Raw genomic sequence first — 21,656 nt, 5'->3', positions numbered from 1 at the left:
CGGCGCGCTTAAGCGAGCAACTGTGCCCAGTTGATCGAGGCATTTTCACCCAGGGTGAAACCTTTGCCGCTCAGCGCCAGGTTGGCGTTGTAAGCCGGGTCCTGCGCGAAGACGCCGCTCCATTTCTCACGCAGTGCCGCCAGCGCTTCTGGCGCCTGCGGCAACTCGCCGGTATGCAGCACCTGCACCAACGGCGTCCACACGGTGAGGTAGCCGGCCTGACTCGCCTTGAGGCACAGATCGACATCGGCATAACCTTCGACGAACGTCACTTCATCCAGCCCGCCAAGCGCGTTGAACAGCCCTTTGCGCACCATCAGGCAGACCTTCGACACGGCCGAGTAATTCTGCTCGACGGCCAAGCGATGCATGTAGCCGTCTGCTGCGTGACTTTCGCCGATGAAGGCCGAACCCACGCCGTCGTTCAGGCCAAGAATCAAGCCGGCCTGGGCCACCTTGCCGTCACGGTCGACCAATTTCGCACCGACGATGCCCACTTCCGGACGCTGGGCGTGGTTGAGCAGCGAATCGATCCAGTTCGGGTTGACGACTTCACTGTCTGCGGCCAACAGCACCAGATACTCACCTTGAGCCTGCTCGCTGGCGGCGTTGTACAGCGCGACTTCGCTCAGCGGCTGATCGGCACGCAACACATTGACTTTGGCGTGGCGCAGCGTGCCCAGCCAGTCGTTGACCGCTGCCGATTGATTGGCGTTTGCCGCCAGCAACACTTCATAACGACTGTAACGGGTTCTGAGCAACACGCCTTCCAGGCAGCGGCGCAGCACTGGCAGATCATCGATGACCGGCACAATGATCGAAACCAGTGGCTGCTCGGTGTGGCGGTAATCGATTTGCCAGGTGCCCGGCGCTGTCGACGTGACCTTGGCCTTGTAGCCGCGATTGCCCAGATGACGCAGCAACGCCTGACGTTCGTGGGCGTTTTCTTCAAGCTCTGCCGCCTGAGTGATCAGCAACGGCTCGTCGAGATGCGCCAGACCGTCGAGGCCACCCTGCTCGATGATGCGCAACAGCAGGTCGAATTCCAGCGCTTTGCTGAAGTCAGCCTGATATCCGCCGGCTTCAAGCAACACTTCGCGGCGGATCAACCAATGGCGCGCCATCAGTGCCGGCACGCTTTGCAGCAGATCCAGGTTGAAACCCGGACGGAACACGTCAACCAGCGCGCCATTGTCCTTGCGCTGGATTTCATCGGTGGCCACCGCACGCACACCTTCGGCCGACATCAGCTCCAGACTGGCGCGCAACAGGCCGCTGGCGGTGAACTGGTCACCCGCTTCACCCAGCAGTAACCAATCGCTTGGCGACTGCTGAGCGCTCTGGTTGAGCTTGTCGACAAAGTTGCTTTGGGTGACACGAACAAAGTGCAGGGTGTTTTGTGCCGTCGTCGCCGTCGGTGCTTCGCCGGTGGTGAACACGACAATCCTGAACGCTTTGCAGTGACCTTCCAGCAGGCTGTCGAGCGACACCTGCAACTTGTCGATGTCGTTGTCCAGATCGAGCAGGAAAATGCCGAATTGCGGGCCACCGCCTTCAGTCGCCAGATGTTGGCCTATCGACTCGAGTTGTTCGATCGTCGGCGCGCGAGCCGCCAGCCACTGCAACAGGCGACCGGACTTCATTTTGCCGAAGACTGGCTGATGATCTTCGACCAGTAGCGCTTCGAGACGGGCGATCCACTCGCGCATGGCTTGCGCAGCGCTTTCGTCGCCGACGATGTCCAGTTGGGTCGCCAGACGTTTGACCACGGTCAGGTTGAACGCATTCAGATCATGGGCCTGCCACAACCGGTCAACCACACTTTCCGCCGTGTCGTTATTGCGCGCCTGCAACAGGTGCGCTTGACGGGCCCACACGCCTTCCAGTCCTTCCAGTTGCATGCGACCGGCCGGCAGGGTGTGCAACATGAATTCGAACTGCTCCAGACGTTCAAAGAATGCCTGGTTGTAGAACGGCATTTCAACGTACTGCAGCGGGCCAAAACGACGATCCGGCGCCTTCAGTTCCTGGTTCCAGGTCGATTCGATAATCAGCTCGGCAGTCAGCGCCCGCCCGGCCTTCAGGCTGTCGGCCATTGCCTCGAAACTCTCCAGGGCAAAGGCCTTGGCCTGCCCTGCATCCAGCCCTTCGATAGCGGTAGGCAGCGAGACGAGAAACTCGGCAAACGCCTCCCGTTCGGCGACCGATTTGGCGTCAACGTAGGTCAGCGAGTGATACACATCGGTATTGTGCTCGGAGACACCGTAGTTGATCTCGCGCACAACGTACGGAATCGGCAGGATGCGGGCCTTGGCACTGGCCAGCAGGTAGTAGACGTGGCCGATTTCCTGCCACTGGAAATTGGTCCCCGGCGGCAACGCCGAGTGCCAGTTTTTCATCAGATCAGTACGGGTCACCGCGTAGAACGGCGGGATGTACTGGTTCATGTAGTCGAGGACGCGATCCTGCGCCCGCTCGGACGCATAGTCTTCCTGGACTTTCTTGTCACGGCGGTAGTAGTTCACGCCATGGGCCAATGACAGGTACATCAGGCAATAGCCGTGGCACATGCCGTAGTCAGGGTTGGCATGCAGGAAACCGACGGACTCTGCCAGCGAATCATGCAGGATGAAATCGTCGTCGGCCGCCAGCACCATGTATGGCGTGGTCAGTTTCTCCACGCCATACGCCAGTTTGGCCTGCATGCCCCAGTAGGCGAACTGCGGCACATGGTGGTAATCGACGGCGTCAAAGTCGCCTTCAGGTCGTTCGAGTGTCGAATCGAGCACCATGATTCTGCAGGGCAAGCTGCTGTAATACTTCACCGCCCGGCGCAAAAACGCCGGCCGATTGTGAGTAATCAGGACGACGGTCAATAGCTCTTCGAGCGGTAGCGCCAGTTCAGAACTGTACTTGCCTTGCATAACTTCTCTCCACAACCGGCGACTCGCCGAAACAACGCTTGGTGATGTTGCGAATTAACGGACGCGACGCAGATAGCCGTCCGGCGCCACGGTGATCAACAGCTTGTTCTGCAACTGCTGGTCGATCTCGAAATCCTGGTTCTCTTCCAGGTATTTCCATACGGCGGTTTTCGGGTTGTCGCCCGGGCCCCACGGACGATCCGGGAAGAAATCGGCCGGCATGTCTTCAACCACGGTGTCCATGACCACGCAGTAGCTGTCGACCGACACCAGCGGTGCGTACAGACGCAGCTCTTCCAGTACGTGATCGTGGGTGTGGTTGGAGTCCAGAACCAGAATGACTTTCTTGCCTTTGGCCGCCGCCTGCACCTGGGCAGCAATGCCGGCGTCGATGCTCGAGCCTTCGATCATCTTGATGCGCTTGGCCATCGGGTGGCTTTCGATCGCTTCGCGGTTGTGCGGGCGAATGTCGAGGTCGATGCCCAGCACTTCGCCGTGGCCCTGCAGCTCCAGCAACGAGGCGTAGTAGATAATCGAACCGCCGTGAGCGATGCCGCACTCGATGACCAGATCCGGTTTGACCTGCCAGATGATCTCCTGCATCGCCATCATGTCTTGTGGCAACTGGATGATCGGACGGCCCATCCACGAGAAGTGGTAGCTGTATTTGTGCTTGGCCGATTCGTTGAAGAAATCGCGGGCCAGGCCGGTCAGTTTCTGGTCGTCACCCTGCTGGGCAATCTGTTCCCGGCACTCGGCTTCGAAGGCTTGGTTGATGCTGTTGTCGGTCATTTTAATAATCTCAAGGGTCACTGAAACGAAGCGCTGTCGACGGCGTGATAGACGTAGCGTCCACCGGTCATCCGCTTGATCTCTTCGAGGTAATTGGAATTCATCACAAACAGGTTGGCGCCCTCGGGCAGCGCGTCCATGGCCTCTTGCGGCGAGGACACCCGCGCGCCGCTCAACGGCAGATAACGCCCCTGTTTGGCCGGGTTGATATCCACCACACGATCCACCGCCACACCGGCACGTTGCAGGAACAGCGAATAGATCACGCCTTTGGACGAAGCGCCCCAGATCGCCGAACCCTGCTCGGGGGCGGACTGAATGATCTGCACGGCGCGATCGAGGCTGGCGGTGAAGCCGTCAGGCAGGGCCAGGCGCGGCACCGGTTGATCCGGAGTCAGGCGCAAGGTCGACAGGTCGGCGACGATGTACAGGTATTGGCCACCGAACAGGTGACCGGCCTCGTGCACGGTGCCGAACATCCGGCGCAGGTCATCGAGACGGAAATAATTGACGTGCTCGTAGAACAGGTCGAACCAGGCTTTGTGTTCGAGGATCCAGTCAAAGCACGGCACTTCGATGTAGATCTGCCCGCCCTGATTGGCATTGGCGATTTCCACGAGGAAACTGACCGGATCCTGAATGTGCTCCAGCACATGGCGCAGGACGATGGCGTCCGCAGCCAGACCCAGGCCCCGAGTGAAAGGTGCCTTGATCACGTCGGCATTCTCGCCTTCGTACGCCGGATCAATGCCGGTGATCGAATAGCCGAGGCCCTTGAGCAATTCCAGGAAATAGCCTTTGCCACAGCCGACTTCGATCAGTTCCTGGCCCTTGAAGTGCTTGGCGATGATGCCTTCGACGTCACTCAAGTGCTTCTGGAACTGGCCGGAATGCGCCTGCTCGTTCTGGTAATCGGCGTCGTAGCTGAGCTTGTCGGCGTCGAACGCCGCGTTGAAGATCAGACCGCTGCGCTCGTCCTGCACCAACAGCATGTCGGCACTGGCCGAGGCCTGCGCCGACGCGGGATCGGCAAAGGTGCGGTTCTGCAGCACCGGCAGGTCGGTGACCCGGTACAACTCGTGCCTCATTGCGGCTCTCCCAATAACTGTTGCAAGCGCTCGGTCACCGCCCAGAACGCTAAGGGCTCGTGGGTCGGATACGGGTAGTGGCCGAGGTTCAGATTCAGTGTCGCGCCACGTTCGCACAGGCGTTGTTCAACCAATGAACGCACCGACACCGGTTGGCCGCTGGCGCAATTGATCACGCCGTCGAAGTCGTGTCGTTGCAGGATCGCGGCGAGGTAACCCGCAGCGTTTTCAATCGGCAGAAAATCACGCAACTGCTCGCCGGCCGACATGTTGAACGACGGCTCACCGGTATCGATCGCCCGGTCCAATGCCGCCAACAGGCTGTTGGGGTTCTGCCCTTCGCCATGCAGATAGAACAAGCGCGCCCACTGCAACGTGAACGGCAGTTCCTGCTGCAGGTTTTGCAAAAACAGGTGCAGCGTGTGCTTGGCCAGACCGTAAGGGTTGCTCGGCTGCGGCGCGGAGCTTTCGCTGAGCGGGCCGCTTTGCATGCCGTATTCGAAACAGGTGCCGGTGACCAGCACCTGCTGCACGCCCGCCTCGACCGCGCTTTTGATAAAGCGGTAATCGGCCATCAGGTTGTGCTCGAAATGAAACAGCGCCCGATAGTTCGGCAAACCCGGCCAGGCCAGATGCGCCAGTGCATCGACACCTGCGGTCAACGCAGCGACATCGAGATCGGCGGCGTGAATATCCGCGCTCACAAACTCGACGTCGTTGATCCACGGCATGCCTTGCGCGGTTTCTGCGTTGCGCGCCACCGCCCGGACGTCACAGCCACGGGCCAGCAACGCCGCAACCAGATGGCGGCCGACAAAACCGGTAGCGCCGGTAACCAGTACCTTCACAGCACTTTCAACTCGGGCACGGCGATCACAAAGCGGCCGTCCCACTGACGCACTTGCGCCAGTTGCTGACTGACTTCGTGCAGCAGGTTCCACGGCAGCACCAGCACGTAGTCCGGTTTTTCGATGTCGATCTGCGCGGGCGCAACGATCGGAATGCGACTGCCCGGCAGGAGTTTGCCCTGCTTGTGCGGGTTGGCATCAGCCACCCAGGCGAGCAGGTCCGGTTTGACCCCGGCGTAGTTGAGCAAGGTGTTGCCCTTGGCCGCCGCGCCGTAACCGACTACCCGCTTGCCGTCGGCCTTGGCCTGCAACAGAAAGCGCAGCAAGTCATGCTTGATGCGTTCAGCGGCAGGCGCGAGGGTTGTGTAGTACTCGGCGGTTTTCACCCCGGCCTCCAGCTCGGCCTGCAACTGTTGTTGCACCGCTGGCTGAACCGGGCGGCGCTGGCCGTCCTTGCGCTGGACGAACACGCGCAGCGAACCGCCATGGGTGCTCAGTTGACTGACGTCGAAGACTTCCAGACCATTGCGCTCGCACAGGGTCTGCACGGCGGTCAGCGACAGGTAGGAATAGTGTTCGTGATACAGCGTGTCGAACTGCGCGCCAGCCATCAGCGTCAGCAGTTGCGGGAATTCGAAGGTGGCGACGCCGGTCGGCTTGAGCAGCGTCGCGAAGCCTACGAGGAAATCGTTGATGTCCGGCACATGGGCGAGCACGTTGTTGGCCGCCATCAGGTCAGCGCCCCAACCTTCGCTTTTCAGTTGCGCAGCGGTGTCGCGACCGAAGAACAGCTCACGGATCTCCAGGCCTTTTTCGCGTGCCGCTTGTGCAGTGCTGCGCGTCGGTTCAACGCCCAGGCAGGCAATGCCGCGAGCGGCGACGTATTGCAGCAGGTAACCGTCGTTGGCGGCGACTTCAACCACACGGCTGTCGGCGGTCAGGCCGAAACGCTCGACCATCTCGGCGACATAGCGCTCGGCATGGGCCAGCCAGGTGCTGGAGAACGAACTGAAGTAGGCGTACTCGGCGTCGAACAGGCTATCGGCGCTGGTGTAATCCTCGGTCTGCACCAGCCAGCATTGCTGACACACCGCGACCTTCAGCGGCACCCATTGCTCGGCCTGCTCCAGGCGATCAGCGTGGACGTAGGCGTTGGACGGTGGCGAGGTGCCGAGGTCGATCAGCGGCAGGCTCAGCGGTGCGGCGCACCCACGGCAGTTCATAGACGCACTCCAGCAAAGTGTTGATCGAGCGCGGGATGGCTGGAGTCACGCGCTGACAAATTATTGACAGGCAACGGCCAGGCAATCGCCAGCCGTGGATCATTCACCGACAGCCCGGCCTCGTGCTCCGGCGCGTAATCGGCGCTGTGCAGGTAAAGCAATTCGGCGTCTTCGGTTAGGGTCTGGAAACCGTGGGCGAACCCGGCCGGAATCAACAGGCTGCGGCCGTCGCCAGCCTTCAGATGCTCGGCGTGCCAGTGCAGAAAGGTCTCGGAGTCTGGGCGCAGATCCACCGCCACGTCCCACACTTCACCGCGCAGGCAAGTGATCAGTTTGGCTTCCGGGGCATTGGCATTCTGATAATGCAGACCACGCACACTGCCCTTTTCACGGGTGCAGGAATGGTTGATCTGACGGATATGGAACTCACTGCCGAACGCACTCAGGCTGCCTTCGCAGAACAGCCGGGCAAAGTGCCCGCGCTGATCTTCGAAGCGTTTGTGCTGGACGCTGAACAGTCCGGCCAGCGGCAATGCCTTCAGGGAGAATTCGCTCACAACGCGCCTCGGTACAGGTTCAGTTGACCGAGGGTGACGTTGCGCATGTCATCACCGTTCTGCCACGCCAGATGCCAGTCGAGGGTCTGGGCCAGACATTGTTGCAAGGTCCAGCGCGGATGCCAGCCAAGTACTTGGCGTGCGCGGCTGCTGTCCAGACGCAGCAGGCCGGCCTCGTGCAGTTCGCTTTTTTCGATGCGCAAACCGCACGCCTGCGGCCAGCGGCTGGCGAGCAATTCGACCACTTCGCCGACACTGCACATGTCCGCTTCACCCGGGCCGAAGTTCCACGCCCCGGCGTATTCCGGGCCTTGTTCGTAGAGACCTGCGGCCAGTTGCAGGTAACCGGCCAGCGGCTCCAGCGCGTGCTGCCACGGGCGCACGGCTTGCGGATAACGCAGGGTCACCGGTTCATCGGCGCTCCACGCTTTGAGCACGTCAGGAATCAGGCGCTCAGGGGCAAAATCGCCGCCGCCCAGGACGTTGCCAGCGCGCGCGGTGGCCAGGGCCAGACCGTGCTCGGCGTACTTGTCCGCCGGGAAAAACGACGCGGCATAAGACTGTGCGAGCAATTCACAGCAAGCCTTGCTGCTGCTGTACGGATCGTGGCCACCGAGGGCTTCGTCTTCGCGGTACGGCCACAGCCATTCCTTGTTGGCGTAGACCTTGTCGGTGGTCACCAGCACACAGGCGCGCACGCAGCCGACCTGACGAATCGCTTCGAGCAGGTTCAGCGTGCCCATGACGTTACTGGAGTACGTGCCGAGCGGATCGCGATAGCCTTCGCGCACCAATGGCTGAGCAGCCAGGTGCAGAACGATCTCAGGCTCGGTGTCGGCGATGATTTCCAGCAAGGCACCGAGATCCCGCAGATCACCGCGCTGATCGTTGATGCCCTCATGCACCCGCGCCAGTTCGAACAAGCTCGGCTCAGTCGACGGATCCAGGGAAAAGCCGCTGACTTGCGCGCCGAGGCTTTGCAGCCACAGGGTCAGCCAGCTGCCTTTGAAACCGGTGTGTCCGGTGACGAGGACGCGTTTGCCGCGCCAGAAATCCGCACTCAGGCCCATTGCTTCCATGGGGCCTCCCCGCTCTGCCACAACGCTTCGAGATGGTTCTTGTCGCGCAGGGTGTCCATCGGATGCCAGAAGCCTTCGTGCTCGAAGGCTTTCAACTGTTCGTCAGCGGCCAGACGCGCCAGCGGTTCGGCTTCCCAAGTGGTGGCGTCATCGGCGATGTATGGCAGCACTTTCGGCGAGAGCACGAAGAAGCCGCCATTGATCCAGCCACCGTCACCGCGAGGCTTTTCGGTGAAGCCCAGCACTTGATCGCCCTGACGCTCAAGCGCGCCGTAGCGGCCCGGCGGTTGCACGGCAGTGACGGTCGCGAGACGGCCGTGGCCTTTATGGAAATCGACGAGTTGCGCAATGTTGATATCAGAAACGCCGTCGCCATAGGTGAAGCAGAACGCCTCTTCATCCTTGAGGTAACGGCCGGCACGCAGCAGACGGCCACCGGTCATGGTTTCTTCGCCGGTGTCGATGAGCGTGACGCTCCACGGCTCGCTGTAATTCTGGTGCACGTCCATGCGGTTTTCACGCATGTTGAAGGTGACGTCAGAGGTGTGCAGGAAGTAGTTGGCGAAGAAGTCCTTGATCGCATAGCCCTTGTAGCCGAGGCAGATCACGAAGTCGTGAATTCCATGGGCGGAATACTGCTTCATGATGTGCCAGAGAATTGGCTTGCCGCCGATCTCGATCATTGGCTTGGGCTTGAGGTGCGACTCTTCACTGATGCGCGTGCCGAGGCCACCCGCCAAAATAACTGCCTTCATCGTCTCCCCTCTTGTTCTTCACCGGGCTGCGCATGGCTTTCTTGAGCTTTGCGGGCCGTCTGGCTAAACCTTTTGCCGCTCCGGGCGCCGCTGGAGTGACCGCGAGCGCTCGTTTTATGGCGATTTACAGGGGACTTGCAGGAAACGCGCCAGCTCCACAAGCCCCCTCACCCTAACCCTCTCCCAAAGGGAGAGGGGACTGACCGAGGTGTTTGGGAGAGCTACGCCGACGTGAAATACCGAGTCGAACTCAGGTTTTGAAAAGCACACAAATCGGCCCCTCTCCCCTCCAGAGGGAGAGGGGACTGACCGAGGAAATTGCGAGAAGTACGCCGACGTGCGATACCGAGTCGAACTCAGGTTTTGAAAAGCACACAAATCGGCCCCTCTCCCCTCCAGAGGGAGAGGGGACTGACCGAGGTGTTTGGGAGAGCTACGCCGACGTGAAATACCGAGTCGAACTCAGGTTTTGAAAAGCACACAAATCGGCCCCTCTCCCCTCCAGAGGGAGAGGGGACTGACCGAGGAAATTGCGAGAAGTACGCCGACGTGCGATACCGAGTCGAACTCAAACCTTGAAAAGCCCACAAATCGGCTCCCTCTCCCTCGGGAGAGGGCTGGGGTGAAGGGCAGCCCCACCACAGAATCAAAGCCGAGCACGCTGTTGCTCCTCACCACTCAACAGGATGAGCGTTAGCTCGGCTGCAGCTCTTGATCTTGATCCACGAGCGACGTCGGAAGGCTGAGCGGAGGGATTGATCCGGGGGTGGGAGCGCAGCGACCGTTTGGCGAAGCCAAACACATCGAGAGGAGGTGCAGCGAAGCAAACCGTAGGCGATGCCCCCCGGATCGATCCCGGAGCGAAGGGACCCCGAGCTTTAGCGAGTGGGCCGCACGTAGGAGCAAGCCTTTTTGGTTACTTTTTCGGCGTCTGGAAAAAGTGACCCGCCGTAAGGGCGGAACCCTAATCAGCAACCCCCGCAGCAACGGATACACCCCCAAAACCCCAAGAGCCTGGTCGGCCCAAAGGCCGCCAAGCCCCGCTCGATCAATCCGCCAGCCAGCCGTATTCCCAGTAGCGCAAGTTATCGCCGCGCAACACGTAATCGCGCAACACCACCTCACGCAATTCATCACCCATGCGATAACTGGCATCAGGATCGGCCAGGTGCATACGGATCGCTTGCAGCCATTCATCCGTGCTGTTGGTCTTGATCCGCGTGCACGGCAAATAACCGCGATAGGCCTCGGTATCCGTGCAGATCACCGGGTAACCGCAGGCGCCGTATTCCAGCAGCCGCAAGTTGCTCTTGCAGTCGTTGAAGATATGGAACTCCAGCGGCGCCAACGCGAGATCGAGGTTGAGGCTGGCCAGTTTCGCCGGGTACACGTCCAGGCCGATGACGCCATGGAACTCATGCATGTACGGCCGCAGATCATCCGGGCACATGCCGAAAAACACCCAGTCGACTTCATTGGCCAGTTCACGAACAACCTCGGCGATCACCGCCAGATCACCGTGGTGACTGGTGCCGCCGCCCCAGCCGACCCGCGGTTTCTTCGAGGTCCGACGCTGGCTGCGCAGGTGGCCCCACAAGTCCTTGGCCAACATGTTAGGGACGACACGAATGTCGTGGTGCATGTCCGACAGCACGTTGGCCAGTGGTGCGGTGGATACGACCGCACGATCACACAGCCCGATCGCGCGGCGCACCATGCGCTCCATGTCCTGCTTGCTCGGCATGTTGCGTATGTGCGCATTGCGGTGGGGAACATCAATGACGTAGTCGTCGAGTTCGAAGATCCGTCGAGCGTTGAAGTACTTTTTCAGCGGTGGGATTTCATCGATGGCGTGCTCCGAGTAGCGCCCTTGCAGAACGATCACATCAGGCGACTGACGTTCGATATCGATGATCGACGGCAAGCCGTAGCAAATACGCCCTTCCGCCCTATTGGCCGCTTCCAGCTCGATCATCGGCTGGCTCATGCGGTAATGGCCGATGGCCGAAGCGTTGATCGGCACCACCAGCAGATTGGGCAACTGCGCCTTGGAGAATGCACTCCACCCCGTGCGCAGTCCCGGCTCCAGACTGAAGTTGGTGGCGCCCACGCCCTGCAACGTCAGGTTGACGTTGTAGGCCGGATCGCGCGCCACCAGCTGCAGCCAGCGCTGGTAAAACGTGTCCCTCTCCTCGGCGTGCTGCGCTTCTTCCTCCGGTGTCGCCATCGCATTTGGCCGCGCACCCACAGCCAGGATCGCATTGGGGTTCAACACCACCAGATAACCGTCGCGGCCAACGCGCAGACACAGGTCCACGACATTGAGCGTTTGTTTGAGGTCCTGCTCGTCCAGCCCGCCGGCAGCTTCGAACACCGACTTGCGAATCATCAGGCAATCACTGCCGACGGCACTCAGGTCATGCACCGCCTGCAGGCGATGCATGTACCCTTCCGACTGCATCGGCTGGCCATAGAACGGCAACCCGACCGGCCCGTTCAAGCCAAGAATCAGGCCGGCGTGCAGCACGCCGCCGTCCGGATTGAACAGCTTGGCGCCGACCACCCCGACTTCCGGGCGTTGCGCATGATTGAGCAGTTCGTCGAGCCAGTCGTTCCGGGTGATCACCGCAAAGGCGTTGAGCATCAACACATACTCACCGCGCGCCTGGCTGACGGCATAGTTGTGCACCGCTGCCGCGTTACCCTTTTGCGGGTAGCTCAGCACGCGAATCCGCTCGCTGCCCAGTTGCGCCATACCGTCCAGCCAAGCCAACGCTTCAGCGCTTTCGCTGCCGTTATCGACCAAGAGCAATTCGTACTCGGTGTAGTCGGTCTTTTCCAGCAATGTCTCGACGCAGCGTTGCAAGGCAGCCGTCTGGTCCTGCGTGACAATGACCACCGACACCAATGGGCGCCGGGCATGGTGATAGTCGACACGATTGAGCAGCCCGCCGTTACGGTCGCGAATGTCGTGAGCGATGCCAAGGCGTTGCAGATGCGCTTCGAGGATTCGCGGACTTTGCTGCGCAACGCCAGGATCAGTGAGCCATTGCGACAGATCGAATTTCGACTCCAGCAACACTTCAGCAATGTGCCCGACCACTTGCAGGCCATCGTTTTCAACCATGCGCCAAAGCACATCGTGGGGCGCGAGTTCGGCGAACGTCGAGGTAAAACCACCAAGCGCCAGGAACCGTTCGCGCTGGAACGCCAGCGCTCGCCCGACGTAAGGGTAGCTGCGCATGAGGTCGAGGTTGAAATCCGGCTTGAACGCAGGCTCGGCCGACTCACCATCGCGCAGACTGCCTTCGTCGCTGTACAGGCATGTCAATGAGCTTGCGTGCGCAATGCGATCGGCCATCACCAACAATGCTGGCGCCACCGGGCAGTCACCTGGCTGCAACAGATAAAACCAGTCGGCGCCTTCCAGTTGCGGCAGCAGAGCGTTGATCTGCTCCAGGCCGTCACCCTGCAACGGCATGTGGAACACCCGATCGTCCAGCTTCGCCTCGCTGCAAGCCGTGGACAGCACCAGAACCAGCTCCGGCGGGTAATCCTGAGCGGCGAGTGCCTCAAGGGTGCGCTCCAGGCCATCGCGACTGCCTTGGGCATCAATGATGATCGGCACGATGCGCGGTCGGTGCGGCCAGCCAGCGAGGGTTTCCGGCAGCCATTGGCGCTGCGCCTCGGTCAACACCCGAACCGCCAGCCATTGTGCATAGAGTTCGCCAAAACTGAAGCTGTCGACTCCGACCCCCAGCTCCTGACGGCTCTGCTTGGTGCCGAGGGTACGGCTCAGCGGCAGCTCCTGCCAGACCCGAGGCGACTCATCGGCCTTGGTCAACGGCACATAACGAACCCAGCCCGGCGCCGGCGCCGACTCGCCGCTGCGGACCTTGAGCATTTGCGAGATCCACTCGCGCTCGATCTCGGCCGCGTCTTTCATCGGTTGCTGCGCGCTCAGACGCTCGGGGTAGAGACGCTCGGCACTCAGTACGTTGTTGGAGACCACCAGATTGCCGCGCCGCAACAGACAGACGTACAAGGCAAAATCCAGCGTCGCAACGAAGCAGGCCCCCTCCTCGGTCAAGGCTGGCAAAAGCTCCACAACGTCGCTACGGCGAAACAGCGCACTACTGAATCCACCCAGTACGTTGACCGGGAATTTTTCAAAGATGCTCAGTACATCGTCGCCTTTGAGCAAACCACTGGCCGGCGACAATGAGCTGTTTTCCAGACGTGCGGGCAGGATGATGTCGTTGGCATCCCACAACAACCGTTGCGCTACCACCAGACTGACTTCGTCACGCCGCAGCTCGTGGGCTTGCTGTTCGATACAGGCCGAATACAGCAGGTCATCATCACACAGGAATTTGATGAACTCGCCCCGGGCTTGCTCAAGGCAGGCCTTCAGGTTACCGACCAGCCCCAGCGTTCGAGGGTTGCGCACGTAACGCACGGCAAAGCCGGTCTGCTCCGTCACCCGCGTAACGATGTCTTCAATCTCGTCGCCACGATTGTCATCGCACACGATAATTTCAAGATTGGCGTAATTCTGGCTGACAGCGCTGTTCAGCGTCCGCTCGAAAAAGCGCGGATTGAAGGCGGGAATGACAAGACTGACAAGAGGGAGTGAATTCACGGCGGGCTCACAGGCGATACGAGCCCGCTCGGAAAAGCGAGCCCTTGATACCGCTAAAAAACATGACTGAGTGGCAGGGTAAACGGGCGCTTACGCGCCCGTTGAGGATCAGATCTTGTTGAACAGACCCAACTGGCTGATCTTGCTGAACGCAAGCTGCGAAGCTTGCAGCATGGTCTGCTGCAGGGTCAGTCGCGTCATCACTTCAGCCGGATCCGAATCGCGAATGGAACCTTGCGTGGTGGTATTCGCGGTGCTCAGACTGTCATTGGTGGTGGCTTGCATTTCCAGCGCCTGACCACGGGCACCAATCTCGGTCACCGCGGTGCCGATCTGATTGTTGGCCGCGTCGATGTTGCCGAGGCCCGCCTCCATGGCGCCCTGGAATTTCTGCTTGGCCACCGGATCACCATCGATCGGTGTATTCAGAGCAGTAATCATCTGACCGAGGGTGTCGAGCACGTTCTGGGTCTGGTGATCATTTGGGCGGATCGAGAACTGATCACCCGCTGCCGGTGCGCTGCCCAGAGCAAAGGTCACGCCTGCCGCCGTGGCGTTGCTACCGGCCACAGTGCCCGAGGACACCGGTTTGCTGTCCGCAGTCACCGGCGCAGCATACAGATCGAATGCGGTGGCGCTGGTGAACTTGAGAACGGCGCCGCCCTGCGGGAATGCCGCAGTGTACGCCGCCTGGTCAGTGATGCTCGAACCGGTAATCACGGCGGTCGACGGGTTACCCGGGCTGCGCGTGGTAGTGAACGAGTCAGGCGCGGTAGACAACTGGAAGCTGTGGCCGGCAATGACCGCGTCAGGGTTGGTATCACCGGCCTTCAGGTTGATGTTCAGCTTCATGTCGACGCCACGGAAGCTGACCGTCTGGTTGGCACCGCTGCTGTTGCTGACCAAACCGTTCTGGCTCGCCTCAGCCGTCACGTCGTTGCCAAGGGCATCGGTGATTTTCAGCTGGGTGCTGCTGAGGAAGCTGACGGTATACGGCTGGCCAGCGGTGAACTTGGAGTTGTAAGTGGCTACGGTACCGATCGTGCCGTTGGACAGTACGACGCGACCGTCATCCACTGCCGGAGCGGTCATGGCGACGTTTGTACGCGCGGTATTGATGGTCTGCTGGAAAGCAGCCCAACCGGTGGTGTTGGTGCCGATCGTCATGCCATCGCCGATGCCCAGATTGATCGTGGTCTGGTCACCGTTGTAGCTGTAGGTGCCGTCGGCATTCTGCGAATACGGCGCGGTGTCAGTCTTCGAACCAGAGAACAGGTAGTTGCCGCTGGCATCCTTGGCGTTCATCAGCCCCAGCACTTGTTGCTGGATCTGGCCCATTTCCGAAGCGTAAGCCTGGCGGTCCTTGTCGGTGGCCGTGCCATTGTTGGCGGCCAGGGCGAGTTCCTTGGCGCGGGCCAACGCGGTGGTGATCGAGTCCAGCGTGGATTCCTGCACGGTCAATGCACTTTTGGTGCTGTCGACGTTGGTCTTGTACTGATCGAGCATCGCGGCCTGCTGGCCCAGTTGCAGCAAGCGCCCGGCACCGATCGGATCATCGGCGGCGGTATTGATGCGCTGCAGGCTGCTCGCCTCGCTGGCGGTGGCGACGGCCTTGTTGAAGTTACGCTGATAGTCCGACGCTTGCGTGCCGTAATACTGGGCGGTGGAAATGCGCATGAATTACGACTCCTTAAAGGCTGTTGATCAGCGTGGCGAAAGTTTCCTGCGCAGCTTTGATGATCTGCGAAGACGCTGTGTAGTACTGCTGATATTTGACCAGGTTGCCGGTTTCTTCATCCAAGTTGACCCCGGACAGCGAATCGCGCGCGCCTTTGGCGTTATCCAGAATCGCCGAGGTCGCGGCGCTGTCGGACTTGCCTTGGGCGGTTTTGGTACCGACGTTGGTCACCAGCTTGTTGTAGGCGTCAGTCAGGCTGATGCCCTTGCTCGCCGAACCGGTATCGACGGTCTGCGCCGTTTGCAGGGCGACCAGCGATTGCGCGTTGCGGTTGTCCGAAGACGCCGCACCGGTGAGATTCATGGTGAAGGTTTCGCCGGACTTCGGCGTGCCGCCAACGGTGGTCTGTACGGAGAATGTCTTCTGCACGTTCGGCGTAACACTGGTGTCCATCACCGGGTTGCCGCTGGCATCGACGATGCCGACTTTCAGGTCCAGCGTGTTCGATTGACCGGGAACGATAGTGCCGCTGCTGATGAGGCCGCCCTTGGCATCCACAAAGGTGTAAGACTGGCTGCCCCCGGTGACCGCACCGAACACCAGCTTGACCGGCGTCGAGTTCTTCAGCGCCGCCTGCATGTCAGCCTGGGCAGTCGGGTTGTAGATATCGATTTTGCTGTTGAGCGTCGGCTGGGTGAAAGTGCCCAGACCGTTGGCGCTGGCTACACCGGTCAACGGACCGGCCGCAGCGATTTTCTTCGGATCGGTGAGCACTGTCTGGATGCTCGCCGCCGCATTGCGGGTCGGCGTGACTTTGAAGCTGTCACCGGCGCTCAACGCACCACCCTTGAGAGCAAGGGTAAAACCGTCGATCACAGGCGGCGGATTGGTCGTGGTACTGAAGGCGCCCATATCGGTGCCATCGGAACGCTTGACGGTGTAGTCAGTGGCGCTGGTGAACGTCACTTGATAATCGCTGGTGGTCAGCTTGCCGGTGTCCTTGATGGTGACATCGAGGTTACCCGAACCGGTGCTATTGCCCGACTGCGCGATGCTGCGCGAACTGATCAGCGCGGCACTGTTGATGTTGTTGAAAATGGCCGCGCCGAAGTCACCGTTCTTGTCGATGCCCTGGGCTTGCTGACTGTTGACCTGATCAGCGATCACCAGCGCCACGCGGCCCAGCTCGTTGAGCGACGGGTCGAGGACTTCTTTGCGGTAAGTCAACAGGCCGCCGATTTCACCGCCGCTCATCGCCGAGGTGATGTCGATGGTGCTCGAACCGCGATCCATCTGGATGGCCATGCGCGACGGGTCGTCTTTGCTCGCGACCATGCTCAGCGTGTTGGTGGTGTTGCCGATCACCAGAGGCTGACCGCTGCCGATGTAAACGTCGAAACTGGTGCCACGCTCGACGACCTGTGCACCCGTCAGTTCGGAGAGCTGGCGCACGGCTTCGTTGCGGCTGTCGAGCAGATCGTTCGGCGCACCGCCACTGGTGGAGATCTCGCCGATTTTCTGGTTCAGGTTGGCAATCGAGGTGGCCAGTTTGTTCACCTGGGCCGTCATGTCGCCAAGGCTGCCGTTGATGGTGGTGTTCTGGTCGTTGAGCTGTTTGGCGATGGTATTGAAGCGACTGGTCAGCGCCTGCGCACCGGTCAGCACCGATTGGCGGGAGGTGTCATCGGTCGCCGACGTCGAAACGCCCTGCATCGTGGTGAAGAACTTCTGCAGCACACCGGTCAGGCCGGTGTTGGTGTCCGACAGCATCGAGTCCAGCGGTGTGGCCTGCGCCAGGTAAGCAGCCGATTCGCTGTCGAGCGAAGTAGCGGTGTGCAGCTGGCTTTCCAGGTACGAGTTGTACACCCGGCGCACGTCGGCCAGGGTCGTGCCCGTACCGATGAACACGGTGCCGAACTGCTGCGAGGATTTGGTGCCCTGCACGGTTTGCTGACGTGAATAACCGGCGGTGTCGACGTTGGCAATGTTGTTGCCTGTCGTAGCCAAAGAGGACTGGCTGGCCGACAGTCCCGACATCCCGATATTGAGCAAACTCATGGTTCAGACCTTATACCTTGTGCCTTATAAAGGCGTGGTGGATACACCCGCCGCAGCGTAGTTTTGGAAACTGTTCATCTGCTTGGCAATCTGCGAAATCTTGCTTGCGTAGTTCGGGTCGGTGGCGTAACCGGCCTTTTGCAACTCGCGTACAAACTGTTCTGGGTTATCGGCAGACTTCACGACATCTTGATAGCGATTATTGCTCTGCAGCAAAGTCACCAGATCGTGGAAGCTGTCCTTGTACGAGGCGTAGGAACGGAACTCGGCCGTCTCCTTGACCATCTCGCCATTGCGAAACTCGCTGGTGATCGCCCGGGCCGAATCGCCCTTCCAGTTGCTGCTCGCCTTGATGCCGAACAGGTTGTGGCTGCTACTGCCATCCTGGGCACGCATGACCGACTTGCCCCAACCGGTTTCCAGCGCCGCCTGCGCCACCAGATAACGCGGATCGACGCCGATGCGGTCGGCCGCTTCCTTGGCCATCGGCAGCATGGTGTTGACGAATTCGTCGGCGGAACTGAAAGCTTTCTTCGCCGGCGCCAGTGGAATCTGCGCCATGGCGCGACCGTAGACCTGCATCTGTCCGCCCGAAGCTTTTTCGCCCTCGGCGCGGGCCAGCCAATCGCCGTTGTACAGCGGGCCGGCGCCAGTGGTGGCAGCGGTTGTCGCACGCTGCGGCAATGCCGTTGCCGCTGCCGGCGTGGCTGACGGCACCAGCCCGGCGAGCAAACGATCGGCCAGTTTTGGTGGCAAAGCCAGGCGACGCTGATTGATCAGTTCCATATCGTTGCGATGAGCCAGTTGCGTGTTCGGCGCATTCACCGAACGCGACGCCCACAGCGGTCGCTCGCCATTGAGCCGCGACAACGGGCCATTGGTGGCAACGGTGCCGGCGGCAATCGGCGTAGCCACGGCAGCAGCTTTCGCCTTGGCTTCTTCCTGCTTGGCGGCGGACGCGGCAGCGGCCTCGCCCGGCGCCAGCGGTTTGTTCTTCGACATCTGGCGCATCAGCACGTCGGCCAGACCGATACCACCGCCCTCGCGGGACATGGAAACGGCCAGTTGCTGGTCGTACATTTCCTGATACTGCTTGGCCGCCGGCGTGTTCAGCGGATTGTCTTCACCCAAGGCGTTGGTCGCCGAGCGCATCGACTTGAGCATCTCGCCAAGGAACAGCGATTCGAATTCCTGCGCCACCTTGCGCAGGTTTGCATCGCTGTTCTTGTCGCCGACCTTGAGCTGGTTCAGGCGATTGAGGTCCGAGTAGGAACCCGAATCGCTGCTGCTGACCAGACCGCTTTTGCGCATATCCATAAGGGTCGGCCTCAGATCACGATCAGGTCGGCTTGCAACGCGCCGGCCTGCTTCAAGGCTTCGAGGATCGCCATCAAGTCACCCGGCGCCGCGCCGACCTGGTTCACCGCACGAACGATTTCGTCGAGGGTGGTGCCCGGACCGAACTTGAACATCGGTTTGGCTTCCTGCTCGGCATTCACCCGCGAGCGCGGCACGACAGCGGTCTGGCCATTGGACAGAGGGCCGGGCTGGCTGACAATCGGGTCTTCGGTGATGGTCACGGTCAGGCTGCCGTGGGTCACGGCGGCTGGCGACACTTTCACGTTCTGGCCAATGACGATGGTGCCGGTACGCGAGTTGATGATGACTTTCGCCACCGCCTGACCCGGGTCGACTTCGAGGTTTTCCAGGATCGACAGGTAGTCGACGCGCTGGCTCGGATCGAGCGGCGCAGTGACACGGATCGAACCGCCATCGATGGCTTGCGCAACGCCAGGGCCAAGCATGTCGTTGATCTTGTCGACGATGCGTTTGGCCGTGGTGAAGTCGGAACGGTTGAGGTTCAGCGTCAAGCTGTTGCCTTGGTTGAAACCGCTCGGCACCGAACGCTCCACAGAGGCACCGCCGGGGATACGACCGGCCGACGGAACGTTGACGGTGATCTTCGAACCGTCACGGCCTTCGGCGTCGAAGCCGCCGACCACCAGGTTGCCCTGAGCGACTGCGTAGACGTTGCCGTCGATACCCTTGAGCGGGGTCAGCAACAGCGTACCGCCACGCAAGCTCTTGGAGTTACCGATCGAGGACACGGTGATATCGACCTGCTGACCGGGTTTGGCGAACGCCGGCAAGTCGGCACTGATCGACACCGCTGCGACGTTTTTCAACTGCACGTTGCCCGATCCCGGCGGCACCTTGATGCCGAACTGCGAGAGCATGTTGTTGAAGGTCTGCAGGGTGAACGGGGTTTGCGTCGTCTGGTCGCCGGTGCCGTTAAGCCCGACCACCAAGCCGTAACCGATCAACTGGTTGGAACGCACGCCGGAAATGCTGGCGATATCTTTCAGCCGCTCGGCGTGGGCACCAAAGGCTGCGGACATCAGCGCCGCAGCCAGCATGAGGCTCTTGAAATTCAACGTAGCCACCTAGAAAGGGAACAGCGGGCTGAGGAAGAAACGGTCGAACCAGCCTGGCTGACTCGTATCGGCAAACGCGCCGGTACCCGAGTAGGTGATGCGTGCATCGGCGACCCGGGTCGACGACACAGTGTTGTCCGTGGCGATGTCATCGGCACGCACCAGGCCGGCGATGCGCACCAGTTCGTCACCGGTGTTCAGCGTCAGCCACTTCTCGCCACGCACGGCGATGATGCCGTTGGGCAGCACGTCAGCGACGGTCACGGTGATCGAACCGGTCAGGCTGTTGCTCTGCCCGGACTTGGCGTCGCCTTTGGTCGAACGGTCGGCGCTATAGCCGGCGTTCAGACTCAGGTCGTTGCCCCCAATCGGATTGTTAGTGGTCAGGCTGGAGCCGAACAACGAGGTCAGACCGACCTTGTTGTCACTGTTCTTGTCCATCTGCGAGTTGGCGTTCTTGCTCGCCTGCGTGCGCTCGTTCAGGGTGATGGTGATGATGTCACCGACCCGGAAAGCCTTGCGGTCGCTGTACAGGTTCTGCTCGAAGCCGGCCTGATAGATCGAGCCATTATTGGCGGCAGCCGGCAACGGCGTGCGCGGCAACACCGGGGCGTAGTAAGGGTCATTGGGCTTGGGCGTCGGAGCGACGCAGCCCGCGAGCGAGACGACCCCACTCAATGCCAGAACAGATACAAAGCGATTCATGACCCTACCTCACGGTGTTGCAGGCGACCTCATGGCCGCCTCATAGACTTGATTACAGATTCTGCGTTACGAACGAGAGCATCTGGTCAGCGGTGGAGATCACCTTGGAGTTCATCTCGTACGCGCGCTGAGTGGTGATCATGTTGACCATTTCTTCAACAGTGCTGACGTTGGAGGTTTCCAGGGTGTTCTGCAGGGTGGTACCGAAACCGGCCAGACCCGGAGTGCCGACTTGCGGCGCGCCGGAAGCGGCGGTTTCCAGGAACAGGTTGTTACCCACTGCTTGCAGACCGGCCGGGTTGATGAAGTCGGCGGTTTGCAGGTTGCCAATCACTTGCGCTGCCGGGTTACCGGCGATGGTCACCGACACAGTACCGTCACGGCCAACGGTGAAGGTCTGGGCGTCGTTCGGGATAACGATGGCAGGTTCCAGAGCGAAACCACTGGCGTTGACGATCTGGCCGTTGGAATCGAGGTGGAAGGTACCGTCACGGGTGTAGGACGTGGTGCCGTCCGGCTGCAGGATCTGGAAGAAACCGCGACCGTCGATGGCCATGTCCAGCGGCTGCTCGGTGGTTTGCAGGCTGCCGGCGGTGAAGTTTTTCTGGGTGCCGACAATGCGCACACCGGTACCCAGTTGCAGACCCGACGGCAGTTCGCTGTCCTGAGTCGACTGAGCGCCTGGCTGACGCTTGATCTGGTAGAGCAAGTCCTGGAATTCGGCACGATCACGTTTGAAACCCGTGGTCGACACGTTCGCCAGGTTGTTGGAAATGGTGGTCAGGTTGGTGTCCTGGGCGGACAGACCGGTTTTGGCAACCCATAGAGCCGGAAGCATTCGATTCTCCTCGTGCGCCTGTTTTTCGGCGCGA

Annotated in this window: 15 protein-coding genes; all 15 read right to left on the bottom strand. The window is 60.7% G+C overall.

The window, feature by feature from the left end:
* Positions 1–8: 8 nt before the first annotated feature.
* The gene (locus tag CKW26_RS22010) at positions 9–2,924 is read right to left on the bottom strand and encodes a TIGR00180 family glycosyltransferase (protein WP_095050166.1); all 2,916 of its coding nucleotides are present in this window, start codon (positions 2,922–2,924) and stop codon (positions 9–11) included.
* A 54-nt stretch (positions 2,925–2,978) separates the two neighbouring features.
* Positions 2,979–3,716 carry a cephalosporin hydroxylase family protein gene (locus CKW26_RS22005; RefSeq protein WP_093439633.1) on the bottom strand — a complete coding sequence of 246 codons (738 nt, stop codon included), beginning with the start codon at positions 3,714–3,716 and terminating at the stop codon, positions 2,979–2,981.
* A gap of 17 nt (positions 3,717–3,733) precedes the next feature.
* Positions 3,734–4,804, bottom strand: a complete 1,071-nt coding sequence (locus CKW26_RS22000; protein ID WP_095050165.1) for a class I SAM-dependent methyltransferase — start codon at positions 4,802–4,804, stop codon at positions 3,734–3,736.
* A complete protein-coding gene (locus tag CKW26_RS21995) occupies positions 4,801–5,652 on the bottom strand; it encodes an NAD(P)-dependent oxidoreductase (protein ID WP_095050164.1) in 852 nt (283 codons plus the stop codon). Before CKW26_RS21995 ends, CKW26_RS22000 begins: the two co-directional genes overlap by 4 nt.
* Complete coding sequence (locus CKW26_RS21990; RefSeq protein WP_095050163.1) at positions 5,649–6,875, bottom strand: class I SAM-dependent methyltransferase; 1,227 nt, start codon at positions 6,873–6,875, stop codon at positions 5,649–5,651. The genes CKW26_RS21995 and CKW26_RS21990 overlap by 4 nt, the downstream gene beginning before the upstream one ends.
* A complete protein-coding gene (gene rfbC / locus CKW26_RS21985) occupies positions 6,872–7,432 on the bottom strand; it encodes a dTDP-4-dehydrorhamnose 3,5-epimerase (protein WP_095050162.1) in 561 nt (186 codons plus the stop codon). The genes CKW26_RS21990 and rfbC overlap by 4 nt, the downstream gene beginning before the upstream one ends.
* The gene (gene rfbG / locus CKW26_RS21980) at positions 7,429–8,511 is read right to left on the bottom strand and encodes a CDP-glucose 4,6-dehydratase (protein ID WP_095050161.1); all 1,083 of its coding nucleotides are present in this window, start codon (positions 8,509–8,511) and stop codon (positions 7,429–7,431) included. The genes rfbC and rfbG overlap by 4 nt, the downstream gene beginning before the upstream one ends.
* Positions 8,493–9,266 (bottom strand): glucose-1-phosphate cytidylyltransferase, encoded by a 774-nt coding sequence (gene rfbF / locus CKW26_RS21975; protein WP_093439605.1) that lies wholly within the window; start codon positions 9,264–9,266, stop codon positions 8,493–8,495. Before rfbF ends, rfbG begins: the two co-directional genes overlap by 19 nt.
* Positions 9,267–10,314: 1,048 nt before the next feature.
* Entirely contained in the window at positions 10,315–13,908 is a 3,594-nt protein-coding gene (locus tag CKW26_RS21970; protein WP_095050160.1) for a glycosyltransferase, read from the bottom strand.
* 108 nt (positions 13,909–14,016) lie between these two features.
* Positions 14,017–15,585 carry a flagellar hook-associated protein 3 gene (locus tag CKW26_RS21965; RefSeq protein ID WP_095050159.1) on the bottom strand — a complete coding sequence of 523 codons (1,569 nt, stop codon included), beginning with the start codon at positions 15,583–15,585 and terminating at the stop codon, positions 14,017–14,019.
* 13 nt (positions 15,586–15,598) lie between these two features.
* Complete coding sequence (gene flgK / locus CKW26_RS21960; protein WP_095050158.1) at positions 15,599–17,644, bottom strand: flagellar hook-associated protein FlgK; 2,046 nt, start codon at positions 17,642–17,644, stop codon at positions 15,599–15,601.
* A gap of 24 nt (positions 17,645–17,668) precedes the next feature.
* On the bottom strand, positions 17,669–18,961 hold the full coding sequence (gene flgJ, locus CKW26_RS21955; RefSeq protein ID WP_095050157.1) for a flagellar assembly peptidoglycan hydrolase FlgJ: 1,293 nt from the start codon (positions 18,959–18,961) through the stop codon (positions 17,669–17,671).
* A gap of 11 nt (positions 18,962–18,972) precedes the next feature.
* Positions 18,973–20,061, bottom strand: coding sequence for a flagellar basal body P-ring protein FlgI (locus CKW26_RS21950; RefSeq protein WP_176091703.1), 1,089 nt, complete (start codon positions 20,059–20,061; stop codon positions 18,973–18,975).
* Positions 20,062–20,088: 27 nt separating this feature from the next.
* Positions 20,089–20,784 (bottom strand): flagellar basal body L-ring protein FlgH, encoded by a 696-nt coding sequence (gene flgH / locus CKW26_RS21945; protein WP_038363773.1) that lies wholly within the window; start codon positions 20,782–20,784, stop codon positions 20,089–20,091.
* 52 nt (positions 20,785–20,836) lie between these two features.
* Positions 20,837–21,622 carry a flagellar basal-body rod protein FlgG gene (gene flgG / locus CKW26_RS21940; protein ID WP_095050156.1) on the bottom strand — a complete coding sequence of 262 codons (786 nt, stop codon included), beginning with the start codon at positions 21,620–21,622 and terminating at the stop codon, positions 20,837–20,839.
* Positions 21,623–21,656: the final 34 nt, after the last annotated feature.

It is taken from the genome of Pseudomonas sp. Irchel s3h9 (assembly GCF_900187475.1).
Lineage (GTDB): Bacteria > Pseudomonadota > Gammaproteobacteria > Pseudomonadales > Pseudomonadaceae > Aquipseudomonas > Aquipseudomonas neuropathica.
Note: the sequence above shows the minus strand (reverse complement) of the source record. Positions and strands in the feature narration are given on the sequence as shown.

Bases quoted from the DNA above. Each gene is read 5' to 3' on its own strand.
- rfbF (WP_093439605.1), bottom strand. From the start codon at position 9,266: ATGAAGGCAGTTATTTTGGCGGGTGGCCTCGGCACGCGCATCAGTGAA.
- CKW26_RS21965 (WP_095050159.1), bottom strand. From the start codon at position 15,585: ATGCGCATTTCCACCGCCCAGTATTACGGCACGCAAGCGTCGGACTAT.
- flgH (WP_038363773.1), bottom strand. From the start codon at position 20,784: ATGAATCGCTTTGTATCTGTTCTGGCATTGAGTGGGGTCGTCTCGCTC.
- flgG (WP_095050156.1), bottom strand. From the start codon at position 21,622: ATGCTTCCGGCTCTATGGGTTGCCAAAACCGGTCTGTCCGCCCAGGAC.
- rfbG (WP_095050161.1), bottom strand. From the start codon at position 8,511: ATGGAAGCAATGGGCCTGAGTGCGGATTTCTGGCGCGGCAAACGCGTC.
- CKW26_RS21950 (WP_176091703.1), bottom strand. From the start codon at position 20,061: ATGCTGGCTGCGGCGCTGATGTCCGCAGCCTTTGGTGCCCACGCCGAG.
- CKW26_RS22000 (WP_095050165.1), bottom strand. From the start codon at position 4,804: ATGAGGCACGAGTTGTACCGGGTCACCGACCTGCCGGTGCTGCAGAAC.
- flgJ (WP_095050157.1), bottom strand. From the start codon at position 18,961: ATGGATATGCGCAAAAGCGGTCTGGTCAGCAGCAGCGATTCGGGTTCC.
- flgK (WP_095050158.1), bottom strand. From the start codon at position 17,644: ATGAGTTTGCTCAATATCGGGATGTCGGGACTGTCGGCCAGCCAGTCC.
- CKW26_RS21990 (WP_095050163.1), bottom strand. From the start codon at position 6,875: ATGAACTGCCGTGGGTGCGCCGCACCGCTGAGCCTGCCGCTGATCGAC.
- CKW26_RS22005 (WP_093439633.1), bottom strand. From the start codon at position 3,716: ATGACCGACAACAGCATCAACCAAGCCTTCGAAGCCGAGTGCCGGGAA.
- CKW26_RS22010 (WP_095050166.1), bottom strand. From the start codon at position 2,924: ATGCAAGGCAAGTACAGTTCTGAACTGGCGCTACCGCTCGAAGAGCTA.